Annotated in this window: 14 protein-coding genes; 5 read left to right on the forward strand and 9 right to left on the reverse strand. The window is 72.4% G+C overall.

Going from position 1 to position 17,834, the window contains the following annotated elements:
- Positions 1-30: 30 nt before the first annotated feature.
- Both AC3RJ6_RS02275 and AC3RJ6_RS02280 read right to left on the reverse strand, forming a co-directional pair.
- The gene (locus tag AC3RJ6_RS02275) at positions 31-837 is read right to left on the reverse strand and encodes a hypothetical protein (RefSeq protein WP_491425246.1); all 807 of its coding nucleotides are present in this window, start codon (positions 835-837) and stop codon (positions 31-33) included.
- A 92-nt stretch (positions 838-929) separates the two neighbouring features.
- Positions 930-1,676 (reverse strand): DUF4097 family beta strand repeat-containing protein, encoded by a 747-nt coding sequence (locus tag AC3RJ6_RS02280; RefSeq protein ID WP_491425247.1) that lies wholly within the window; start codon positions 1,674-1,676, stop codon positions 930-932.
- Between the two features lie 158 nt (positions 1,677-1,834).
- Between AC3RJ6_RS02280 and AC3RJ6_RS02285 the strand changes: the two genes are divergently transcribed.
- A complete protein-coding gene (locus tag AC3RJ6_RS02285) occupies positions 1,835-3,352 on the forward strand; it encodes a peptide MFS transporter (protein ID WP_491425248.1) in 1,518 nt (505 codons plus the stop codon).
- A 44-nt stretch (positions 3,353-3,396) separates the two neighbouring features.
- Positions 3,397-4,140: a polyprenol monophosphomannose synthase gene (locus AC3RJ6_RS02290; protein WP_491425250.1), complete on the forward strand. Its 744-nt coding sequence runs from the start codon at positions 3,397-3,399 to the stop codon at positions 4,138-4,140.
- 23 nt (positions 4,141-4,163) lie between these two features.
- Here the strand turns inward: AC3RJ6_RS02290 and AC3RJ6_RS02295 are convergent, their stop codons facing one another.
- The 5 genes from AC3RJ6_RS02295 to AC3RJ6_RS02315 all read right to left on the reverse strand — a co-directional run bounded on the left by AC3RJ6_RS02295 (position 4,164) and on the right by AC3RJ6_RS02315 (position 10,443).
- Positions 4,164-5,393, reverse strand: coding sequence for an ROK family protein (locus tag AC3RJ6_RS02295; protein ID WP_491425251.1), 1,230 nt, complete (start codon positions 5,391-5,393; stop codon positions 4,164-4,166).
- Positions 5,394-5,603: 210 nt separating this feature from the next.
- Positions 5,604-7,136, reverse strand: a complete 1,533-nt coding sequence (locus AC3RJ6_RS02300) for a carboxylesterase/lipase family protein (RefSeq protein ID WP_491425253.1) — start codon at positions 7,134-7,136, stop codon at positions 5,604-5,606.
- An 8-nt stretch (positions 7,137-7,144) separates the two neighbouring features.
- Positions 7,145-8,461 (reverse strand): MFS transporter, encoded by a 1,317-nt coding sequence (locus AC3RJ6_RS02305; protein WP_491425254.1) that lies wholly within the window; start codon positions 8,459-8,461, stop codon positions 7,145-7,147.
- Between the two features lie 169 nt (positions 8,462-8,630).
- The gene (locus AC3RJ6_RS02310) at positions 8,631-9,860 is read right to left on the reverse strand and encodes an ROK family transcriptional regulator (protein ID WP_491425255.1); all 1,230 of its coding nucleotides are present in this window, start codon (positions 9,858-9,860) and stop codon (positions 8,631-8,633) included.
- 4 nt (positions 9,861-9,864) lie between these two features.
- Complete coding sequence (locus AC3RJ6_RS02315; RefSeq protein ID WP_491425256.1) at positions 9,865-10,443, reverse strand: TetR/AcrR family transcriptional regulator; 579 nt, start codon at positions 10,441-10,443, stop codon at positions 9,865-9,867.
- A 115-nt stretch (positions 10,444-10,558) separates the two neighbouring features.
- On the opposite strand from AC3RJ6_RS02315, the gene AC3RJ6_RS02320 reads away from it, so the two are divergent.
- Both AC3RJ6_RS02320 and AC3RJ6_RS02325 read left to right on the forward strand, forming a co-directional pair.
- Positions 10,559-11,875, forward strand: coding sequence for an MFS transporter (locus tag AC3RJ6_RS02320; RefSeq protein WP_491425257.1), 1,317 nt, complete (start codon positions 10,559-10,561; stop codon positions 11,873-11,875).
- Positions 11,876-11,939: 64 nt separating this feature from the next.
- Positions 11,940-14,258 (forward strand): glycoside hydrolase family 3 C-terminal domain-containing protein, encoded by a 2,319-nt coding sequence (locus AC3RJ6_RS02325; protein ID WP_491425258.1) that lies wholly within the window; start codon positions 11,940-11,942, stop codon positions 14,256-14,258.
- 459 nt (positions 14,259-14,717) lie between these two features.
- Here AC3RJ6_RS02325 and AC3RJ6_RS02330 read toward each other — a convergent pair whose 3' ends face one another.
- Positions 14,718-16,568, reverse strand: coding sequence for a SulP family inorganic anion transporter (locus AC3RJ6_RS02330; protein WP_491425259.1), 1,851 nt, complete (start codon positions 16,566-16,568; stop codon positions 14,718-14,720).
- Positions 16,569-16,603: 35 nt separating this feature from the next.
- Positions 16,604-17,176: a TetR/AcrR family transcriptional regulator gene (locus AC3RJ6_RS02335; protein WP_491425260.1), complete on the reverse strand. Its 573-nt coding sequence runs from the start codon at positions 17,174-17,176 to the stop codon at positions 16,604-16,606.
- A 73-nt stretch (positions 17,177-17,249) separates the two neighbouring features.
- Between AC3RJ6_RS02335 and AC3RJ6_RS02340 the strand changes: the two genes are divergently transcribed.
- Positions 17,250-17,822 carry a dihydrofolate reductase family protein gene (locus AC3RJ6_RS02340; RefSeq protein WP_491425261.1) on the forward strand — a complete coding sequence of 191 codons (573 nt, stop codon included), beginning with the start codon at positions 17,250-17,252 and terminating at the stop codon, positions 17,820-17,822.
- Positions 17,823-17,834 lie beyond the last annotated feature (12 nt).

Raw genomic sequence — 17,834 nt, forward strand, 5'->3', positions numbered from 1 at the left:
AAATGCTAGCGGCGCGTCACGCGCTGTCCGTCACCCGGCGGGCGGCTGTTCGGCGAAGCTGAGCCCCGCCGTTCCGTCGACGCGCAGCGAGGCCGTGATCGGCGGCATGGTCTCCATGCCGACGTCGAGCAGCAGGCCGTCGGGCGGCAGCAGTCCGTCGTCGGTGCAGGTCGCCCCCGCGCCGCTGTCCTTCACCGTCACGACGAGGCAGAGCTCGGCGCCGTCGCCCTTCGTGGCCGCGAACGATGCGACCCCGTCGGAGCGCGTCACCAGAAGACGTGGGCTCGCCGGATCGAGCTCCATCCCCGTGATGATCTCGGCCCCGACAGTGTCGGTCGCGGCCGGTTCCCGCTCGAACACGGCGTACGCCGGCGTGTGCTCCACGGGCGTGCCCTGCTGCGAGGAGCCGGCCGTGATGCTCCCCGTTCCCCGATCGACCGAGACCGTGGAGCCGGGCATGGTCGCTCCGTCGGCGTGGATGGCGCTCGGTGAGTTCGGCTCGGCGGTCGCAAGCCCCGAGACCTGCGTGCCGAGCGCTACGCCGGCCACGACGCCGATCACGAGCGCGACCGCCCCGGCGCCGATGGCCCAGCGCACGACGCGCGAGGAGCCTGCGGTCGGTGCGTCCACGCCGGACCGCGGCGCGACGGCCTCGCCGTGGCCGGGTTGCTCGGCGACGGCAGCGATCGCGCCGACGACCGGCACGGCGCTCGCCGCGGCATCCGAGAGTTCGCGCAGTTCCGCCTCGGCGGCCGCCCGCTCCTCGGGCGAGGCATCCGCCCCGTAGACGACGCGCTCCAGTCGTCGGCGCCGTTCGTCGTGCTCTGAGCCGTCCACGCGACCTCCGGGTTCGGCCGGCGGGTCGCCGGGTCTGCTCAGGATGCCGCAGGCCGCACGCCGGGGCAAGACGCAACCGGCTCCGGCCGGCGTCACCGGCCGACGACGCGGATGGCTCCGTTCGAGGTCGAGAGGTCGAGCAGGAACTCGCCGTCGGCGAGGTCGTCGATGTCGACGTCGACGGAGCCGTTCGAGGTGCCGGCCTCGACGCGGTAGGTGGCACCGTCGGTCGGCACGGCGAGGTCGATCGCGCCGTTCGACGTGCGCGCCTCGACGTCCTGCGGCGCTCCGAGCCGGAGGTCGATCGCGCCGTTCGAGGTCACGGCGCGAATGCCCGTGCCCGTGAGTTCCTGCCCCTCGATGCGCCCGTTGCTCGTGCGCGCGTCGACGGTTCCGGTCACGTCGTCGAGCACGATGCGCCCGTTGCTCGTCTCGACGTCGACATCGGTCACGCCGGTGAGCTCGATCCGACCGTTCGACGTCGAGCCGCGCACCTCGACGGCCTCCGGCACCGTCACCTCGTACTCGACCGAGCAGTTGCGGCCGCACCCGCCGAGCACGAGCACCGCGTCGCGCACCTCGACGGTCTCGCGCGTCGGGCGCTCGCCGCGGTACGACACGGTTCGCTCGACCGAGACGGCGCCGGCACCCGAGCCGGCCTCGACGGTCACCGCGCCGTCTGGTTCGTCGATCTCGATCGCCTGCACGGGCTCGTCGAACGAGGCCTCGTCGCTGAACCGCTCGAGCGGTTGCAGCCAGGCGCACCCGGCGAGCAGCGCGGTCGCGGCGACCGCGCCGGCGAGTGCGGCGGCCCGGATGGTGCGGGTGGTGATCGTCATGCTGTCCCCTCGGGGCACGGCGTCTCCCCGCCCCCGTTCGATGCTGGCACGCGGCCGCGCTCGCCGCACGGGGGAGAACCCCCCGGGTGGGTTTCGAGACGCTCGCTGCGCTCGCTCCTCAACCCACTGGAAAAGGGCCGGGGAGTAGGGTGGCCCGCATGGGCAGTGTCACCGAACCTGCCCCGGGGGAGTACGGACCGCCTGAGCCGGGTGTGACCGGCGGGGGCGAGCGCGACACTCGGGGCGACCACGGATTCTTCGGGCAGCCGCGCCCGCTCATCCACATCTTCGGCGTCGAGATGTGGGAGCGGTTCAGCTTCTACGGCATGCAGGGCATCCTGCTGCTCTACCTCTACTACTCGGTCGCCGACGGCGGGCTCGGCATGGACCAGACCGCCGCGGCCGGCATCGTCGGCGCCTACGGCGGCACGGTCTACCTCTCGACCATCCTCGGCGCGTGGATCGCCGATCGCCTGCTCGGCAGCGAGCGGGTGCTGTTCTACAGTGCCAGCGTCATCATGGCGGGCCATCTCGCGCTCGCCTTCCTGCCCGGGTTCTGGGGCGTGGGCGTCGGACTCGTGCTCGTCGCGTTCGGCTCGGGCGGGCTCAAGGCGAATGCCACGAGCGTCGTCGGCACCCTCTACGACGAGCACGACCCGCGTCGCGACGCGGGCTTCTCGATCTTCTACCTCGGCATCAACCTCGGCGCGTTCCTGGGGCCCATCCTCACGGGTCTCGCGCAGACCACGCTCGGCTTCCACTGGGGCTTCGGACTCGCCGCGGCCGGCATGGCCTTCGGGCTCATCCAGTACTCCTTCGGCCGCAAGAAGCTGCCGGCCGAGGCATCCGTGGTGCCGAACCCGCTGCCCCGCGACCGCATCGGGCTCGTGATCGGCATCGCCGTCGCGGCCGTCATCCTCATCGCGGTGCTCGTGCTCACGGGGATCGTCAACGCGACCAACCTCGTGAACTGGGTCATCGGCGGCACGATCGCCGCGGCGGTCGCGTACTTCATCGTGATCCTCGCGAGCAAGCACCTCTCGGCGACCGAGCGCAGCCGGGTGTTCGCCTTCATCCCGCTCTTCATCGCGAGCGTCGCGTTCTGGTCGCTCTACCAGCAGCAGTTCACCGTGCTCACGATCTACTCCGACGAGCAGCTGAACCGCGACCTCTTCGGCTGGGAGATGCCGGTCTCGTGGGTGCAGTCGATCAACCCGATCTTCATCATCATCCTGTCGGGCGTGTTCGCCGCCATCTGGACGAAGCTCGGCGACCGCCAGCCGTCGACGCCCGTGAAGTTCGCACTCGGCACGATGATCATGGGGCTCGCGTTCCTGCTGTTCCTGCCGTTCGCGGGCGGCGGGGCCGGGTCGACGCCGCTGCTCTGGATGGTGCTCATCCTGTTCGTGTTCACGGTCGCCGAGCTGCTGCTGTCGCCCGTGGGGCTCTCGGTCACGACGAAGCTCGCGCCGCAGCGGTTCCACACGCAGATGGTCGCGCTGTTCTTCCTCTCGATCGCGCTCGGCACGTCGATCGCGGGGCTGCTCGCCGAGTTCTACACGGTCGTCAACCAGGTGACCTACTTCGGCGTGCTCGGGGGCATCGCGATCGTGCTCGGCGCCGCGCTCGCGGTCGGCAGCCGCGGGGTGCTGAGGCTCATGGCGGGGGTGCGCTGAGCCGCGGCGGGTCGCGACCCGCGTGAGCGGTTACGATTCTGGGGATGTCCCGACCGCTCGTGGTGATCCCCACGTACAACGAACGTGAGAACCTCGCCCCGATCGTGGCGCGGGTGCGCGCGGCGGTTCCCGATGCCTCGGTGCTGGTGGTCGACGACGCCTCGCCCGACGGCACGGGCGTGCTGGCCGACGAGCTCGCCGCCGCCGACCCCGCCGTGCAGGTGCTGCACCGCAAGGGCAAGGAGGGCCTCGGCGCCGCCTACCTCGCGGCGTTCGACTGGGCGCTCGAGCACGGCTTCGACCCCGTCGTGCAGCTCGACGCCGACGGCTCCCACCAGCCCGAGCAGCTGCCGTCGATGCTCGCCGCGCTCGCCGGCACCGACCCGGCGGGCGAACCGGTCGACCTCGTGATCGGGTCGCGCTGGATCCCCGGCGGGGCGATCGAGAACTGGCCCAGGCGCCGGCAGCTGCTCTCGCGCGGCGGCAGCGCCTACGCCCGCTGGGTGCTGCGGCTGCCGACGCGCGACGCGACCGCCGGATACCGGGCGTTCCGCGCCGACGCGCTGCGGCGTATCCGCCTCGAGGACGTGCACACGCGCGGCTACGGGTTCCAGGTCGACATGCTCTGGCACGCGCGCGAGGCCGGGCTCACGGTCGTCGAGGTGCCCGTGACGTTCGTCGAGCGCGAGCGCGGGCGATCGAAGATGAGCGCCGGCATCGTCGTCGAGGCGATGCTGCGCGTGACCGGCTGGGGCATCCAGAGCCGGTTCCGCAGACCCGCGCGCTGAACCGCGGGTGGTGACCGCCCGCGTCAGCCGGCGAGCAGCATCGGCTCGGCGACGAGGCGTTCGCGCGCCTGTCGCCGGGCGCCGATGAGGGCGGCGTCGCCGCCGACCCGGCTCGGCGCGAGCGTCGGGATGGCCTCGAGCGCCCCGCTGCCGAGGGTGGGGCGGTTGGCCCGGAACGCCGCGTCGATGTCGCCGATGAGCCGCCCCCAGTGACCGCCGACCACGACGACGGTCGGGTCGAGTGTCGGCACCACGAGCTGCAGCGCCCGGCCGATCCAATGCGCGGCATCGAGCCATGACCACCGGGCGCGGTCGTCGGCCGCCTGCACCCGCTCGACGAGTTCGCCGAGCGCCGCGAGCTGGCCCTGTTCGGCCGCGAGGTCGGCGAGCCCCGCGCGTTCGACGATGCGCTCGGGGGCGGCGACGGTGACGAGGCATCCCTGCTGCCCGCACTCGCAGCGCACCCCGCCGGGCACGACGGGCAGGTGCGCGAAGCTCGCGGCGAGGCCGTGCCCGCCGGCCAGCGCTCGCCCGCCCGAGATCGCGGCGGCGGCGAGGGCGTCGTCGCCGACGATGTAGAGCACGTCGCCGATGCCGGGCAGGGCGGCGTGCTCGGCCGCCGCCGCCGCGGAGGCCGCAGGTCGCAGCGAGACCGGCAGCGCGAGCGCGGCTTCGGCCTCGGCGAACGCGGGCGCGTATCCGCGCAGCACGCCGAGCAGGTCGAGGGGTTCCGCGCCGAGGCGCGGGTCGGCGACGACGATCTGCGGCCGCCCCACGACGGCGCCGCCCGTCAGCACGGTGATCTCGGCGATCGGATGCTTCGCGCGCTGCGCGCGCCCGATCGCCCTCGCGAGCACCGTCGAGAGCAGCTCGAGCGGGTCGGCCTCGATCGTGAGCGGCTCGGTGAACCGGGCGAGCTCGGTGCCGTCGAGCGAGGCGACCGTCGCGATCGCCTCGTCGGTGCCGAGCAGGGCGGTGACGAGGGCGTGGTCGGCGGCGGCGAGTGCGAGCGGTGCCGCCCGTCCGTCGGCGGCATCGCCGATCTCGCCCGGGCGCAGCACCCCGGAGTCGAGCAGGCGCGAGGTGAGTCCCGCGATCGTGCCGCGGCCGAGCCCCGTCGCCGACGCGAGCTCCGATCGGGTCGCGGGCCCGTGTTCGACGAGGTGCTCGAGCAGCCTGGCCGACTGCGCGCGGTGCACCTCGTCGAGCGGGCCGGTCGTGGTGGGAACGGGGGATTCGCCGGCCGCGGTCATGTTCGCAAGCATGCTCCGGGTCGCGGTATCCGGTCACGTACCCCGTTCGGGGGTCATTTCGGACGACCGGGGTGCGCCCGGCATCGAACGTGCCCGCATCCGGCCCCGGCGGCGGGGATCTCTGCGGGGACTCTGACACTGATGCCGATTCGGCATCAGTGTCAGAGTGGCGCTGCAGCACGAACCGAGGCGCCGGGCCACGGCTCGCGCTCAGAGCAGCGGGCGCACGCTCGCGTAGCCGTCGTCGGCGACGCGCGACGGGGTGTCGTAGACGCGGGTCGCGCGCGAGGCATCCGTGAACGCCGGCCAGCCGTCGCCCGGCTCGCCCGACGCGATGAACGCGATCGCGGCGGCGTGCAGTTCGTCGGCGAGCGCCTGCGGCGGATTCGGCCCGGCGAGCGGCACCATCGCGGGGCCGTCGAGGCAGTCGAAGAAGAACGGCACGTCGAGGCAGTGCTCGGCGAAGCCGAAGGTGCCCGACGGCCACGAGAAGCGGTAGAGCCAGGTGGATGCCTCGCCCGAGGCCGCTCGGGCGGCGACGGCCCTCAGCAGGGGCACCTTGAACATGCGGTCGGTCACGAGGCGGCCGAGCAGGCGCGCGTTGCCGAGCTTCGACACCTCTCGGTTCGCGGCGAGGTAGTCGCGGGCCACCGGCTTCGAGAGCCCCGACTTCTTCAGGAGCGCCGTCTTCGGCACGAAACGCAGGATCTTGGGCGCGTCCAGGAGTGCCATCGCGAACTCGTCGTCGGTCGCTCCGAGCACGAGCGGCTTGCCGGCGCCGACGCCCGCGGCGAACGAGTCGACGGTCGAACGGCGCAGCAGGTCGCCGTCGATCGTCGGGCCGAGTTGCAACCCGAACTCGAGCAGGTCGTTCATGGCATCGGGGCCCTCGAGCGCGGTCGCCGCCTGCTGCACCTCGATCAGGCGCTCCTCGCTCACGGAGCGGAAGCCGGCGAGGGTCGGCTCGACGCCGAGCTCGCCGGCGACCCTGCGCCCGAGCGCCTCGGCGCGCTCGGGCGTGACGTCGGCCGTCGCGCCAGAGATCGCGTAGACGCCGTGGAACAGGTGCTGCGCCGCCTCCATGCCGAGGAGGGTGAGCACCGCGCCGCCGCCCGCCGACTGGCCCGCGATCGTCACGCGCGACGGGTCGCCGCCGAACGCGGCGATGTTCTGCTGCACCCATTCGAGGGCGAGCAGCCAGTCGCGGACCCCGCGGTTCGACGGCGCGTCCTCGATCCAGCCGAAGCCGTCGAAGCCGAGCCGGTACGAGATCGTGACGGTCACGACACCGTCGCGGTTGAAGTTGCGCCCGTCGTACCAAGGGCTCGCGGGCGAGCCCGCGAAGTAGCCGCCGCCGTGGATCCAGACGAGCACGGGCAGCCCCCCGTCACCCTCGGCAGGACGCTCGGGCGACGGTGTGAAGACGTTCACGTTGAGCGTCGAGTCGCCCGCGATCGAGGGCTCGGGGATGAGCGTCACGCCGGGGTCGCCGCGCTGGGCGGTCGGCGCGAACTCGAGCGCGTCGCGCAGGCCCTCCCACGGGGCCTTCGGCACCGGTGCGGCGAAGCGCAGCTCGCCGACGGGCGCCTCGGCGAAGGGGATGCCGAGGAATGCCGCCGAGCGTTCGGCGCCGCGGCCGCCCGTGGCGTCGCCCGCGTGGCGGACGGTCGGGCGCCACCGGCCGCGCACACGGCCGGCGAGGGTGTCGACCTCGACGAAGTCGGTGATGGTGGTGTCGGGCATGGGTGCTCCTAACGCACGCTCTTGATCGGCGCCGTCGTGATCGCCGCGATCACCGTCAGGACGATACCGAAGACGAACAGTCCGGCGTAGCCGCCGAACGAGGTGATGATGATGCCCGCGATCGCGGCGCTCATCGCCTGCGGCACGTTGGTCGCGATGTTGAGGATGCCGAGATCCTTCGCGGCGGCCGTTCCGCCGCCGGGCAGCACTTCGGTCATGAGCGCGGCGTCGACGGACATGTAGAGGCCGAAGCCGATGCCGTTGACGACGTTGAGGATGATCATGCCGGTCATGTCGGGCATGAGGATCGGCGCGATGAACCCGGCCGCCATGATCGCCGACGACACGTAGATGAACACCTTGCGCTTGCCGATCCGGTCGCTCCACCAGCCCGAGAGGGCGATGGCGGCGAGCGTCGGCACGAGCGAGACGAGCGTCAGCATGACCGTCGCCGAGCTGGCCTCGGCGAGCGACATGCCGATGTAGTCGGTGAGCATGTAGAACGACATCGCGACGACGACGAAGTAGCCGAGCATGAGCGCGAAGCGTGCCGTGAAGGCCCAGGCGAAGTCGGGGTACTGCCTCGGGTTCACCCAGAAGCCGGCGAGGAACCGCTTCCAGCTCCACGGTTCGACGGCGGCCGCCTTCGACGACCAGTCCCGGTCGACGACGACGAAGACCACGGTCACGACGATGATCGCGACGCCGAACGACGCGTAGCCGAGGCCGAGGTTCATCGTCTCGGCGAAGACGCCGGCGGCCATGATGCCGAGGGTCATGCCCACCTGGGTGCCGATGCCGAACATCGCGCTCGCGCCGCCGCGCTTGTCGCGCGGGAAGCGATCGGGCGTGATGGCCGAGAGCGGGCCCTGCACGGCGTTGAGCGACACCTGGATGACGACCCAGAAGACGGCGACCCAGAACACCGAGTCGAGGAAGCCCATGCCGAGCAGCAGCACGCCGCCGATGAGGGCGCCGCCCACCATCCACGGGGCGCGGCGCCCGAGACGGGATCGGGTGCGGTCGCTGATCGCGCCGACGATGGGCTGGGCGAACAGGGTGAACACGAACGACACGGTCGAGACGATCGCGAGGTTCTGCACCTTGTTCGCGTCGTCGATGATCGCGACCTGCATCGGCAGCAGGATCGCGCCGATGCCGCCGTAGATGCCGAAGAGCACGAGGCCGGTGGTGAGCAGGCCGGGCAGCGTGCGCCACGTGGGCGGGGGGCTCGCGGGCGGGTCGCCCGGCATCGGCTCGGTGGCGGTGATCACCCCGGTGGGGGCGAGTTCGGTGGCGGGGTCGCCGGGGGGCTGGACGGACACGGTGGCTCCTCTTCGTCGAGACGCCGAGCAGGGGACTGGGCGGGATGGGGTGGGGGCGGGCGCACGCCAAAGCCGAACGGCGCTCGGCAATGAGTATGCACAATCGCCCGGCCGAATTCAACCGTTGAACTAATCGCGGTTCGTCGGGCTCCCGGGCGTCGAACCGGGATCAGTGGGCGAGCAGGCGAAGCGGGTCGGCGAACAGCCGGTCGCGCGCCGCCCATGCGGCGCCGAGCAGCGCGGCGTCGGGGCCGAGGCGGCCCGCCAGCACGGCGGGGGCCTTCGGCGCGTCGAGCGTCGTGTCGCTCCAGGCGATCGACGGCCGGTTCTCGCGGAAGGCCGCCTCGATGTCGCCGGTGTGCGCCGCCCAGTATCCGCCGATGACCACCGCCTCGGGGTCGGTCGCGAGCGCGAGGATCTGCAGGGTCCGCGCGATCCAGGGCAGGGCTTCGCGCCAGGCCAGAGCGGCGCGGGGCTCGCCGGCGAGGATTCGCGCGGAGAGCTCGTCGAGCGTTGCGGCGAGGCCGTGCTCGGCGACGAGCGCCGTCAGGCCGGCCCGCTCGATCAGCACGTCGGGGCCGGCGACCGTCACGAGGCATCCCACCTGGCCGCACTCGCAGCGCGCGCCGTCGGGCACCACCGGCAGGTGGCCGAGCGCGCCGCCCACGCCGTGGGCGCCCTCGAGCACGAGCCCGCTCGAGACGATGGCGCCGCCGATGCCCGAGTTGCTCTTGAGGTACAGCATCGAGTCGACGCCGGGCAGGAGCGTCCGCTCGGCGAGGGCGGCCAGCCAGGCGTCGGAGACGAGTGTGACCGAGGTCGCCCCGCCGTCGGCGCCGAGCGTGGGCAGACGCTCGCGCAACCCGCCGACGACGTCGACGGTTCCCCACGCCAGGTCGGTGTCGGCGAGCACGACCGCGGGGTCGCCGCCGACGGGGGCGAACATCACGACCGAGAGCTCGGCGGCCCGCCGGCCGAGCCCGTGCGCCGCGCCGAGTGCCGCCGCGACGACCTCCGCGAGCACGTCGAGCACCCGCTCGGGGTCGCCCATGGGGCGACCGTGCTGACGCGAGAAGCGCCGCAGCTCGTCGCCGGCGAGGTTCGCGACGATCGCGCTCGCCGTGTCGGCGTCGACCTGGGCGACCACGATCGCCACGTCGGGCGCGTCGAGCTCGAGGCGCACGACCGGCCGCCCGGCGCCGCCGGGCTCGGGTTCCTGCTCGCGGAGCACGCCGGCTTCGGCGAGCGAGGCGACGAGCGCGGTCACGGCGCCCCGGGTGAGGCCCGTCGCCGCGGCGATCTCGCTGCGCGCGCTGGGGCCCGCCAGGGCCACATGCGCGAGCACGAGCGAGAGGTTGTGCCGGCGCACGTCGCCGGAGACGAGGCTCTGCCGCGGCATCCGGTCAGCCGCGCCGCGTCACGAGCTGCCAGAGGTACGCGACGTTCTCGACCATGTCGATCGAGGGGTCGAGCAGCCACTGGGTCTGCAGCCCGTCGGCGGCTGCGAGGAAGAGGTTGGCGGTGAGGTCGGGGTCGATGTCGGACGGCACCCGGCCGGCCGCCTGCTCGTCGCGGATGAGGTCGGAGAACAGCCGGCGGAACTGCACGTACCGCTCGATGAAGAACTCGCGCGCGGGATGGTCGGGGTCGCCGGCCTCGGTCGAGAGCTGCGCATAGAGCCGCACGAGACCCGGCACGTCGGCGTTGTGCCGGATGATCGCGAAGAAGCCGTCGATCTGCTGCTCGCCCTCGCCCTCGAACGACCGGCTGTCGACCTCGTCGCGCTTGCGGAGAATCTCCTGGAAGAGCTCCTCCTTCGAGGAGAAGTAGTGCAGCAGGCCGGCCTGGCTGAGGCCGACCGCGTCGGCGAGTTCGCGCACGCTCGCGCCGCGGTAGCCGTTGCGGGCGATGACGTCGAGCGCGGTCGTGAGGATCTCCTCGCGCTTCGCCACGCCCTTCGCGTACGAACCCCTGCGTGCCATACCTGCATGGTAATCGTCCGTCGCGGCCCTCGAACGACGCTTGAAATTCAAAACCAAGCAACGTATGGTTTTCGCACTCGGTCTCATCGGCGAGACCGCTCGAGAAGGATTCGACATGACGACGGCGTCAACCCCTGAACGCGCCACCGACCAGCCCACCGGCGACCCCGACGACGCGGTCGCCTTCATCGAAGACGCTGCGGGCAACCAGGATCCGCCCGCGCCGCGCACCGGCGTGCGGCGACTGCTCGGCTGGATCATCCCCGCGAACCTCGGCATCTTCCTCATCTGGGGCGCCGTTCCCGGCATCCTGCTGCCCGCCCAGATCACCGAGCAGTTCGGCGAGGCCGACAAGGTCGCGAACCTCGCCGTCGTCATGACGATCGGCGCGTTCTTCTCGATGATCGCCCAGCCGATCGCCGGGCAGCTCTCCGACCGCACCCGCTCGCGATTCGGTCGTCGCGCCCCCTGGATCGTGCTCGGCTCGCTCGCCGGCGGCCTCGCCCTCGTCGGCCTCGCCTTCGCCGACTCGCTCGTCGGGGTCGTGATCGCCTGGACCCTCGTGCAGATCACCTACAACTTCGCGCAGGGCCCGCTCAGCGCGGTGATGCCCGACCGGGTGCCGCTCGCGCGTCGCGGCACCTTCGCCGCCCTCTCGGGCGTGGGTCTCATGGTGGGCGCCCTCGGCGGCCAGATCGCCGGGTCGTTCTTCCTCGGCTCGATCGCGGCGGGGTACCTGACGTTCGCGGTCTTCTCGCTCGTCATCCTGACCCTCTTCGTCGTGTTCAACCCCGACCACTCGTCGAAGGACCTCGAGCCCGAGCCGTTCAAGCTCGGCGACTTCCTGCGCACGTTCTGGGTCAACCCGGTCGAGCACCCCGACTTCTTCTGGGCGTTCACGGGTCGCCTGCTGCTCTACACCGGCTACTTCGCGGTGACCGGCTACCAGTTCTTCCTGCTCACCGACTACTTCGGCATCGAGAAGCCGGGCGACGTCATCCCGATGCTCGGCCTCATCAGCCTCGTCGGCATCCTGCTCTCGACCGTCGTGTCCGGGCCACTTTCCGACCGTGTCGGCCGACGCAAGCCGTTCGTCTTCGCCTCGTCGATCGTCACGGGCATCGCCCTCGTCGTGCCGTGGGTCTGGCCCGACCTCACCGCGTGGATGGTCTTCACGTTCGTCTCGGGCCTCGGCTTCGGCATGTTCCAGGCGGTCGACACCGCGCTCATGAGCGAGGTGCTGCCGTCGGCGAAGTCGTTCGCGAAGGACCTCGGCGTCGTGAACATCGCCGCCACCCTGCCGCAGACGCTCGCCCCGGGCGTCGCGAGCGCGATCGTGCTCGCGTTCGGCTTCGCCGCGCTCTTCCCCGTCGGCATCGTGCTGTCGGTGCTCGGCGCGTTCGCCGTCTGGCCGATCAAGGCGGTGAAGTGATGGCGGATGCCTCGGGCGCGCGCATCGCGCCGACCACCGGAACCCCTCTCGACGAAGGAGCAGCATGACCGACACCCTGCAGAACGAATCGACCAGCGTCGACGTCGCGGACTTCGCCCAGCGTGACGCCGCCGAGCTCGTGGCCGAGCTCACCCTCGAGGAGAAGGCGTCGCTCACGAGCGGCGCGAGCTTCTGGACCACCAAGGCCGTCGACCGCGTCGGCATCCCGTCGGTCGTGCTCACCGACGGCCCGCACGGGGTCCGCCTCCAGCGCGGCAGCGCCGACCACCTCGGCATCGGCGACAGCGTGCCGGCGACGTGCTTCCCGCCGGCCGTCGCGCTCGGCTCGACCTTCGACCCCGAGCTGCTCGAGCGCGTCGGCCGGGCGCTCGGCGAGGAGGCGCGCGCAGAGGGCGTCGGGGTGCTGCTCGGCCCGGGCATCAACATCAAGCGCTCGCCGCTGTGCGGCCGCAACTTCGAGTACCTCTCGGAGGACCCGCTCGTCTCGGGCGTGCTCGGCGCCGCCCTCGTGCGCGGCCTCCAGTCGCAGGGCGTCGGCGCGTCGCTCAAGCACTTCGCCGCGAACAACCAGGAGCACGACCGCATGCGCGCGTCGAGCGACGTCGACCCGCGCCCGCTCCGCGAGATCTACCTGCGCGGCTTCCAGCGCGTCGTGGAGGACGCGCAGCCCTGGACCGTCATGTGCTCGTACAACCGCATCAACGGCGTCTACGCGAGCGAGGACCCGTGGCTGCTCACGCAGGTGCTGCGCGACGATTGGGGCTTCGACGGGCTCGTCGTCAGCGACTGGGGCGCCGTGAACGACCGGGTCGCGGGCCTCCCCGCGGGCCTCGACCTCGAGATGCCCGCCTCCGACGGCCGCACCGACGCCCAGCTCGTCGCGGCCGTTCGCGACGGCCGCCTCACCGAGTCGGCGCTCGACCTCGCGGCTCGCCGTGCGATCGAGCTCGCGCAGAAGGCCGTCAGCGGTGCCGACGCCGACGCCTCGTACGACGTCGACGCGCACCACGCCCTCGCCCGAGAGGCCGCCGCCCGTGGCGCCGTGCTGCTGCGCAACGAGGGCGGACTGCTGCCGCTCGACGCGTCGCGGACCGTCGCCGTGATCGGCGCGTTCGCCGAGACGCCGCGTTACCAGGGCGCCGGCTCGTCGCTCATCAACCCGACCCGGCTCGACAACGCGCTCGACGCGATCACCGAGGCCGCGGGGGCGGCGAACGTCGCCTACGCGGCCGGCTTCACGATCGACGGGCGGGATGCCGCGGCCGACGCCGCGCTCGCAGCCGACGCCGTCGAGCTCGCCGCGGCGAAGGACGTCGCCGTGCTGTTCCTCGGCCTCCCGGCCGCCGCCGAGTCGGAGGGCTTCGACCGCGATCACCTGCGCCTGCCCGCGAGCCAGCTCGCGCTCGTCGAGGCCGTCGTCGACGCCAACCCGAATACAGTCGTCGTGCTCGCCAACGGCGGGGTCGTCGAGCTGCCGTTCGCCGACGACGTGCCCGCGATCCTCGAGGGCTGGCTCGGCGGCCAGGCCGGCGGCAGCGGCATCGCCGACGTGCTCTTCGGCGTCGTGAACCCCTCGGGCCGGCTCGCCGAGACGATCCCGCTGCGACTCGAGGACACCCCCGCGTTCCTCGACTTCCCCGGCGAGTTCGGCCACGTGCGCTACGGCGAGGGGCTCTTCGTCGGGTACCGGTGGTACGACGCCCGCGACGCCGCCGTGCGGTACCCGTTCGGCCATGGCCTCTCGTACACGACGTTCGCGTACTCGGGGCTCGCGGTCGAGGCCGACGCCGCGGGCCTCGCGGTGCGCGTGACGGTCGAGAACACCGGTTCGCGCGACGGGCGGGAGGTCGTGCAGGTGTACACGGGCCTCGCCGGGTCGGCCGTGCAGCGGGCGCCCCGCGCGCTCGCCGGGTTCGCCTCGGTCGAGCTCGCCGCGGGCGAGTCGCGCGAGGTCGAGATCCGGGTGCGTCGCGACGACCTCGCGCACTGGGACGTCCGCGTCGACCGCTGGGTCGTCGAGGGCGGCGAGCTCACGGTCGAGGTCGGGGCGTCCAGCCGCGACATCCGGCTCCCCGGTACCGTCGCGATCGAGGGCGACGCCGTGCGCCTGCCGCTCTCGATGGAGTCGTCGATCGCCGACGTCATGGCCGACCCGATCGCCGGCCCGGCGGCCGCGGCGGCGCTCGCGTCGCTCGCCGACGGCATGGGCGACACCGACGTGTTCACCGACGAGGGCATGGCGAAGATGATGGCGTCGTTCCCCATCGGGCGACTCGTGGGGTTCCCCGGCATCCCGGTGTCGTACGAGCAGATCGAGCAGCTCATCGCCGCGGCGAACGCGGGGGCGAACGGCGGGCGCTGAGCCCGCGTCGCCGACTTCCCCTCGGGGACTCTGACACTGATGCCGGAGTGGCATCAGTGTCAGAGTCACGGAAGGAGGGAACCCTCCTGGGCATTCAGCACGACCGCCGGGCCGTCGCTCCGGGCGGCCACCGACCAGGGTCGGTCCGTGCGGCGCGGGCGATTGCGGGGCGACCCCGGTGCGCGGCATCCGGTCGCCCCGTAGCGTTCGCAGCATGGACCTCGCCGTCGTCGCCGGCGCGATCTCGACCGGCCTCTTCGCCATGGGCTACCTGCCCATGCTGGTGAAGGCGGCGCGCACGAAGGACCTGTCGTCGTACAGCGTCGGCAACCTCGTCATCACGAACGTCGGCAACGCGCTGTACACGGTCTACGTCGTGAGCATGCCGTTCGGGCCGATCTGGTTCCTGCACGGGTTCTACCTCGCGAGCTCGGCCCTCATGCTCGCCTGGTTCGTGCGCTACCGGTCGAGATCGGATGCCTCGGGCTCGTCGGGGTCCGGTGCGTCGGCGTCGGCCGCGCCGGAGCCGCCCGGCCCGGCGGCGAACGCCCGGGCCGCCGCGAGCCCGGCGTCGAGCGAGTCGCCGATCCGGGGCGTCGCGGCGAAGACCCGGTCGCGGCCGATCACGACGGTCGCCCGCGTCGCGTCGAGCTGGGTCATGACCCGGTCGCCGAGGCCGACGAGGATGAGCGCCCCGCCCGCCCGCCGCAGGCGTTCGGCGTAGTCGGTGACCACCTTGATGAACGTCGAGCCGAGCTCGTCGGTGCCGCGCATGCGCAGCACCACGACGGCGCGCTCGCACCGATCGGGGACGTCGGGCAGCTGGCCGGCGAAGATCGGCGCGGCCGCGAAGAACAGGCTGCCGTAGGGCACGAGCACGACGATCTCACCCGGTGCGAGCACCGCCGGCGGGTCGGTCTCGACGGGGTGGGCGCTCGAGTCGTCGTAGACCCAGCGCCGGATGACGACCCGGTTCGACTGGCGGGCCACGTGCAGCACGACCGCGAGGCCGACGCCGACGAGCACCGCGTACTGCAGCGGCACGATGAGGGTGAGCACGAAGGTGACGCCGAGCACGCTCGCCTGGATCGGCCCGGTGCGCCACACCATGACGAGGTCGCGCGGCTTGAACGTGCGCACGCCGACGAGGATCAGCAGGCCCGCGAGGGCGGGCATCGCGACGGCCGTGATGAGGCCGCCGAACAGCAGGATGCCGACGACCATCACCACGGCGGCGAGGAGGTTGGCGAGTGCGCTGCGGGCGCCGGCGGCGCGCACGATCGCGGTGGCCGACATCGACCCGCCGACCGGCATGCCCTGGAAGAGCCCGCTCGTGAGGTTCGCGATGCCCTGGCCGCGGAAGTCGGCCGACGCGTCGGGGTACCGGCCGTCGGGGTTCGCGATCGACCCCGAGATCGCGGCGCCCTGCACGAGCCCGACGAGGGCCAGCGACAGCGCCGGCACGAGCAGCTCGAGCACGAGCGTGAGGTCGGGCAGCGCCGGCAGCGGGATCGCGTTCGGCACGTCGGTGAGGTCGCCGACGATCGCCGCATCGGCGAACCACGGCACGAGCGGCAGCAGTGAGGCGAGCACGACGGCCACCACGAGCGAGAGCGGCCCGAGGAACGTGCGCTCGAGCAGCAGGATGAGGCCGATCGTCACGGCGCCGATGACGAGGCTCGGCCAGTGGATCGAGGTGAGGTGCAGGAACGTGTCGATCGTGCGGACGATGCGGTTCGGCCCCTCGCCCGCGTACCCGGTGAGGTTCGCGAGCTGGCCGAGCACGATGTTCACCGCGACCGCGTTGATGAAGCCGACGAGCACGGCGGTCGGGATGAACCGCACGAGCGAGCCGAGCCGCGCGACGCCGAGCCCGAGCATGACGACGCCGGTGAGCATCGCGAGCGTCGCGATGACGGTGCCCTGGCGGTCGCCCGCGAGCATCACGGCCGGCACGTCGGCGATCATGACCGACATGGCGCCGGTCGCCTGCACCGACATGTAGACCGAGCCCGTCGCGAGTGCGCCGCCGAGCGTGCCGAACAGGTAGCCGTAGAGCCCGTACACCGGATTCACGCCGGCGAGCACGCCCGAGGCGAGGCCATCGGGGATGCTCTCGATTCCGAGCACGAGCCCGGCCCGGGCGTCGGAGAGCATCGTGCGGCGGGTGCCGAACCGGGCGAGGTAGCGGCGCAACGGATTCCGCCTCGGCGCGTGGTCGGGCTCGGGCCCGGCGGCCGTCGTCTGCTCGCGCCCGGCGCGGGGCTCGGTCGGCTCGCCCGGGCCGGACTCGTCCGCGGCATCCGTCATGGTCGACCTCCCCCCGCTCATCGTAGGGGGCGAGGTCAGTCGCGGGGGAGCAGACCCTCGACGAGCGCGTCGACGATCTCGTCGGTCGACGTCTCGGGGTCGATCGGCGCCGTGAGCCGGTCGAGCAGCAGGCCGTCGAGGGCGTAGTGGAAGAGCGCGATCTCGCGCCGCCCGCCCGGCAGGCCGGCCGCCTCGTTGAAGGCGACGTCGGCCGCGAACGCGGTGCGCTGCCACTCGTGCAGCACGGCGGCGACCTCGGGTCGGCGGGTGCTCTCGAGGCGCAGCTCGAAGAGCGCGAGCGTGACCTCGCGCTCGGTGCTCAGCCGGCGCACGATGTCGCGCACGTAATCGGCGAAGAGGTCGGGACCGACGGGCTGGGCGGCCCGGGTGCCGAGGTCGTCGGCGGTGGGACCGAGTCGCTCGCCGATGCGGGTGACGAGCCCGGCGACGAGGGCGTCCCGGCTGCGGAAGTAGTTCGAGGCGGTGCCGGTCGGCACGCCCGCCTCGATGTCGACGGCGCGGTGGGTGAGCCCGCGGGCGCCTTCGCGTGCGAGCACGGCGAGACCGGCGTCGGCGAGCAGGCGTCGGCGGTCGTCATTACGGGCCATGGGCCGAGTCTAGACAAGATCACGACAGCTGTAGTAGTTTCGCAACCACGACATCAGTAGTGGATAGGAAACGATGCGAGAACTCGTGTACTACGTCGCCGTCAGCCTCGACGGCTTCATCGCCGGCCCGAACGGCGAGTACGACGCCCTCGACGCCGAGGGCGACCACATGGCGGCGATCTTCGAGCGCTACGCCGACGCCGTGCCCACGGCGGGTGCGTCGGCGCTCGGACTCGAGCAGACGGGCGCGGTCTTCGACACCGTGCTCATGGGGTGGAACACCTACGCGGTCGGCCTGCCGTTCGGCATGACGAGCCCCTATGCGCACCTGCGCCAGATCGTCTTCTCGCGATCGCGGCAGGCCGAGTGCGAGAACCTCGTGGTGACCGACGACGACCCCGTCGAGGTCGTGCGGCGACTCAAGGCTGAAGCGGGCAGCGCGGTCTGGCTGTGCGGCGGCGGGTCGCTCGCCGGCCAGCTCGTCGACGAGATCGACCGCCTCGTGCTCAAGGTGAATCCGGCGCTCTTCGGCGACGGCGTGCCGTTGTTCGGCGGGCTCGCCTACGCGCCGCGCACGTTCGCCCTCGAGCGCAGCGAGACCTTCGGCTCGGGCGTCACGATCGCCGAGTACGCGCGTCGGCGCTGACCCGGCCGGCGG

The organism is Agromyces cucurbitae, from assembly GCF_058349945.1.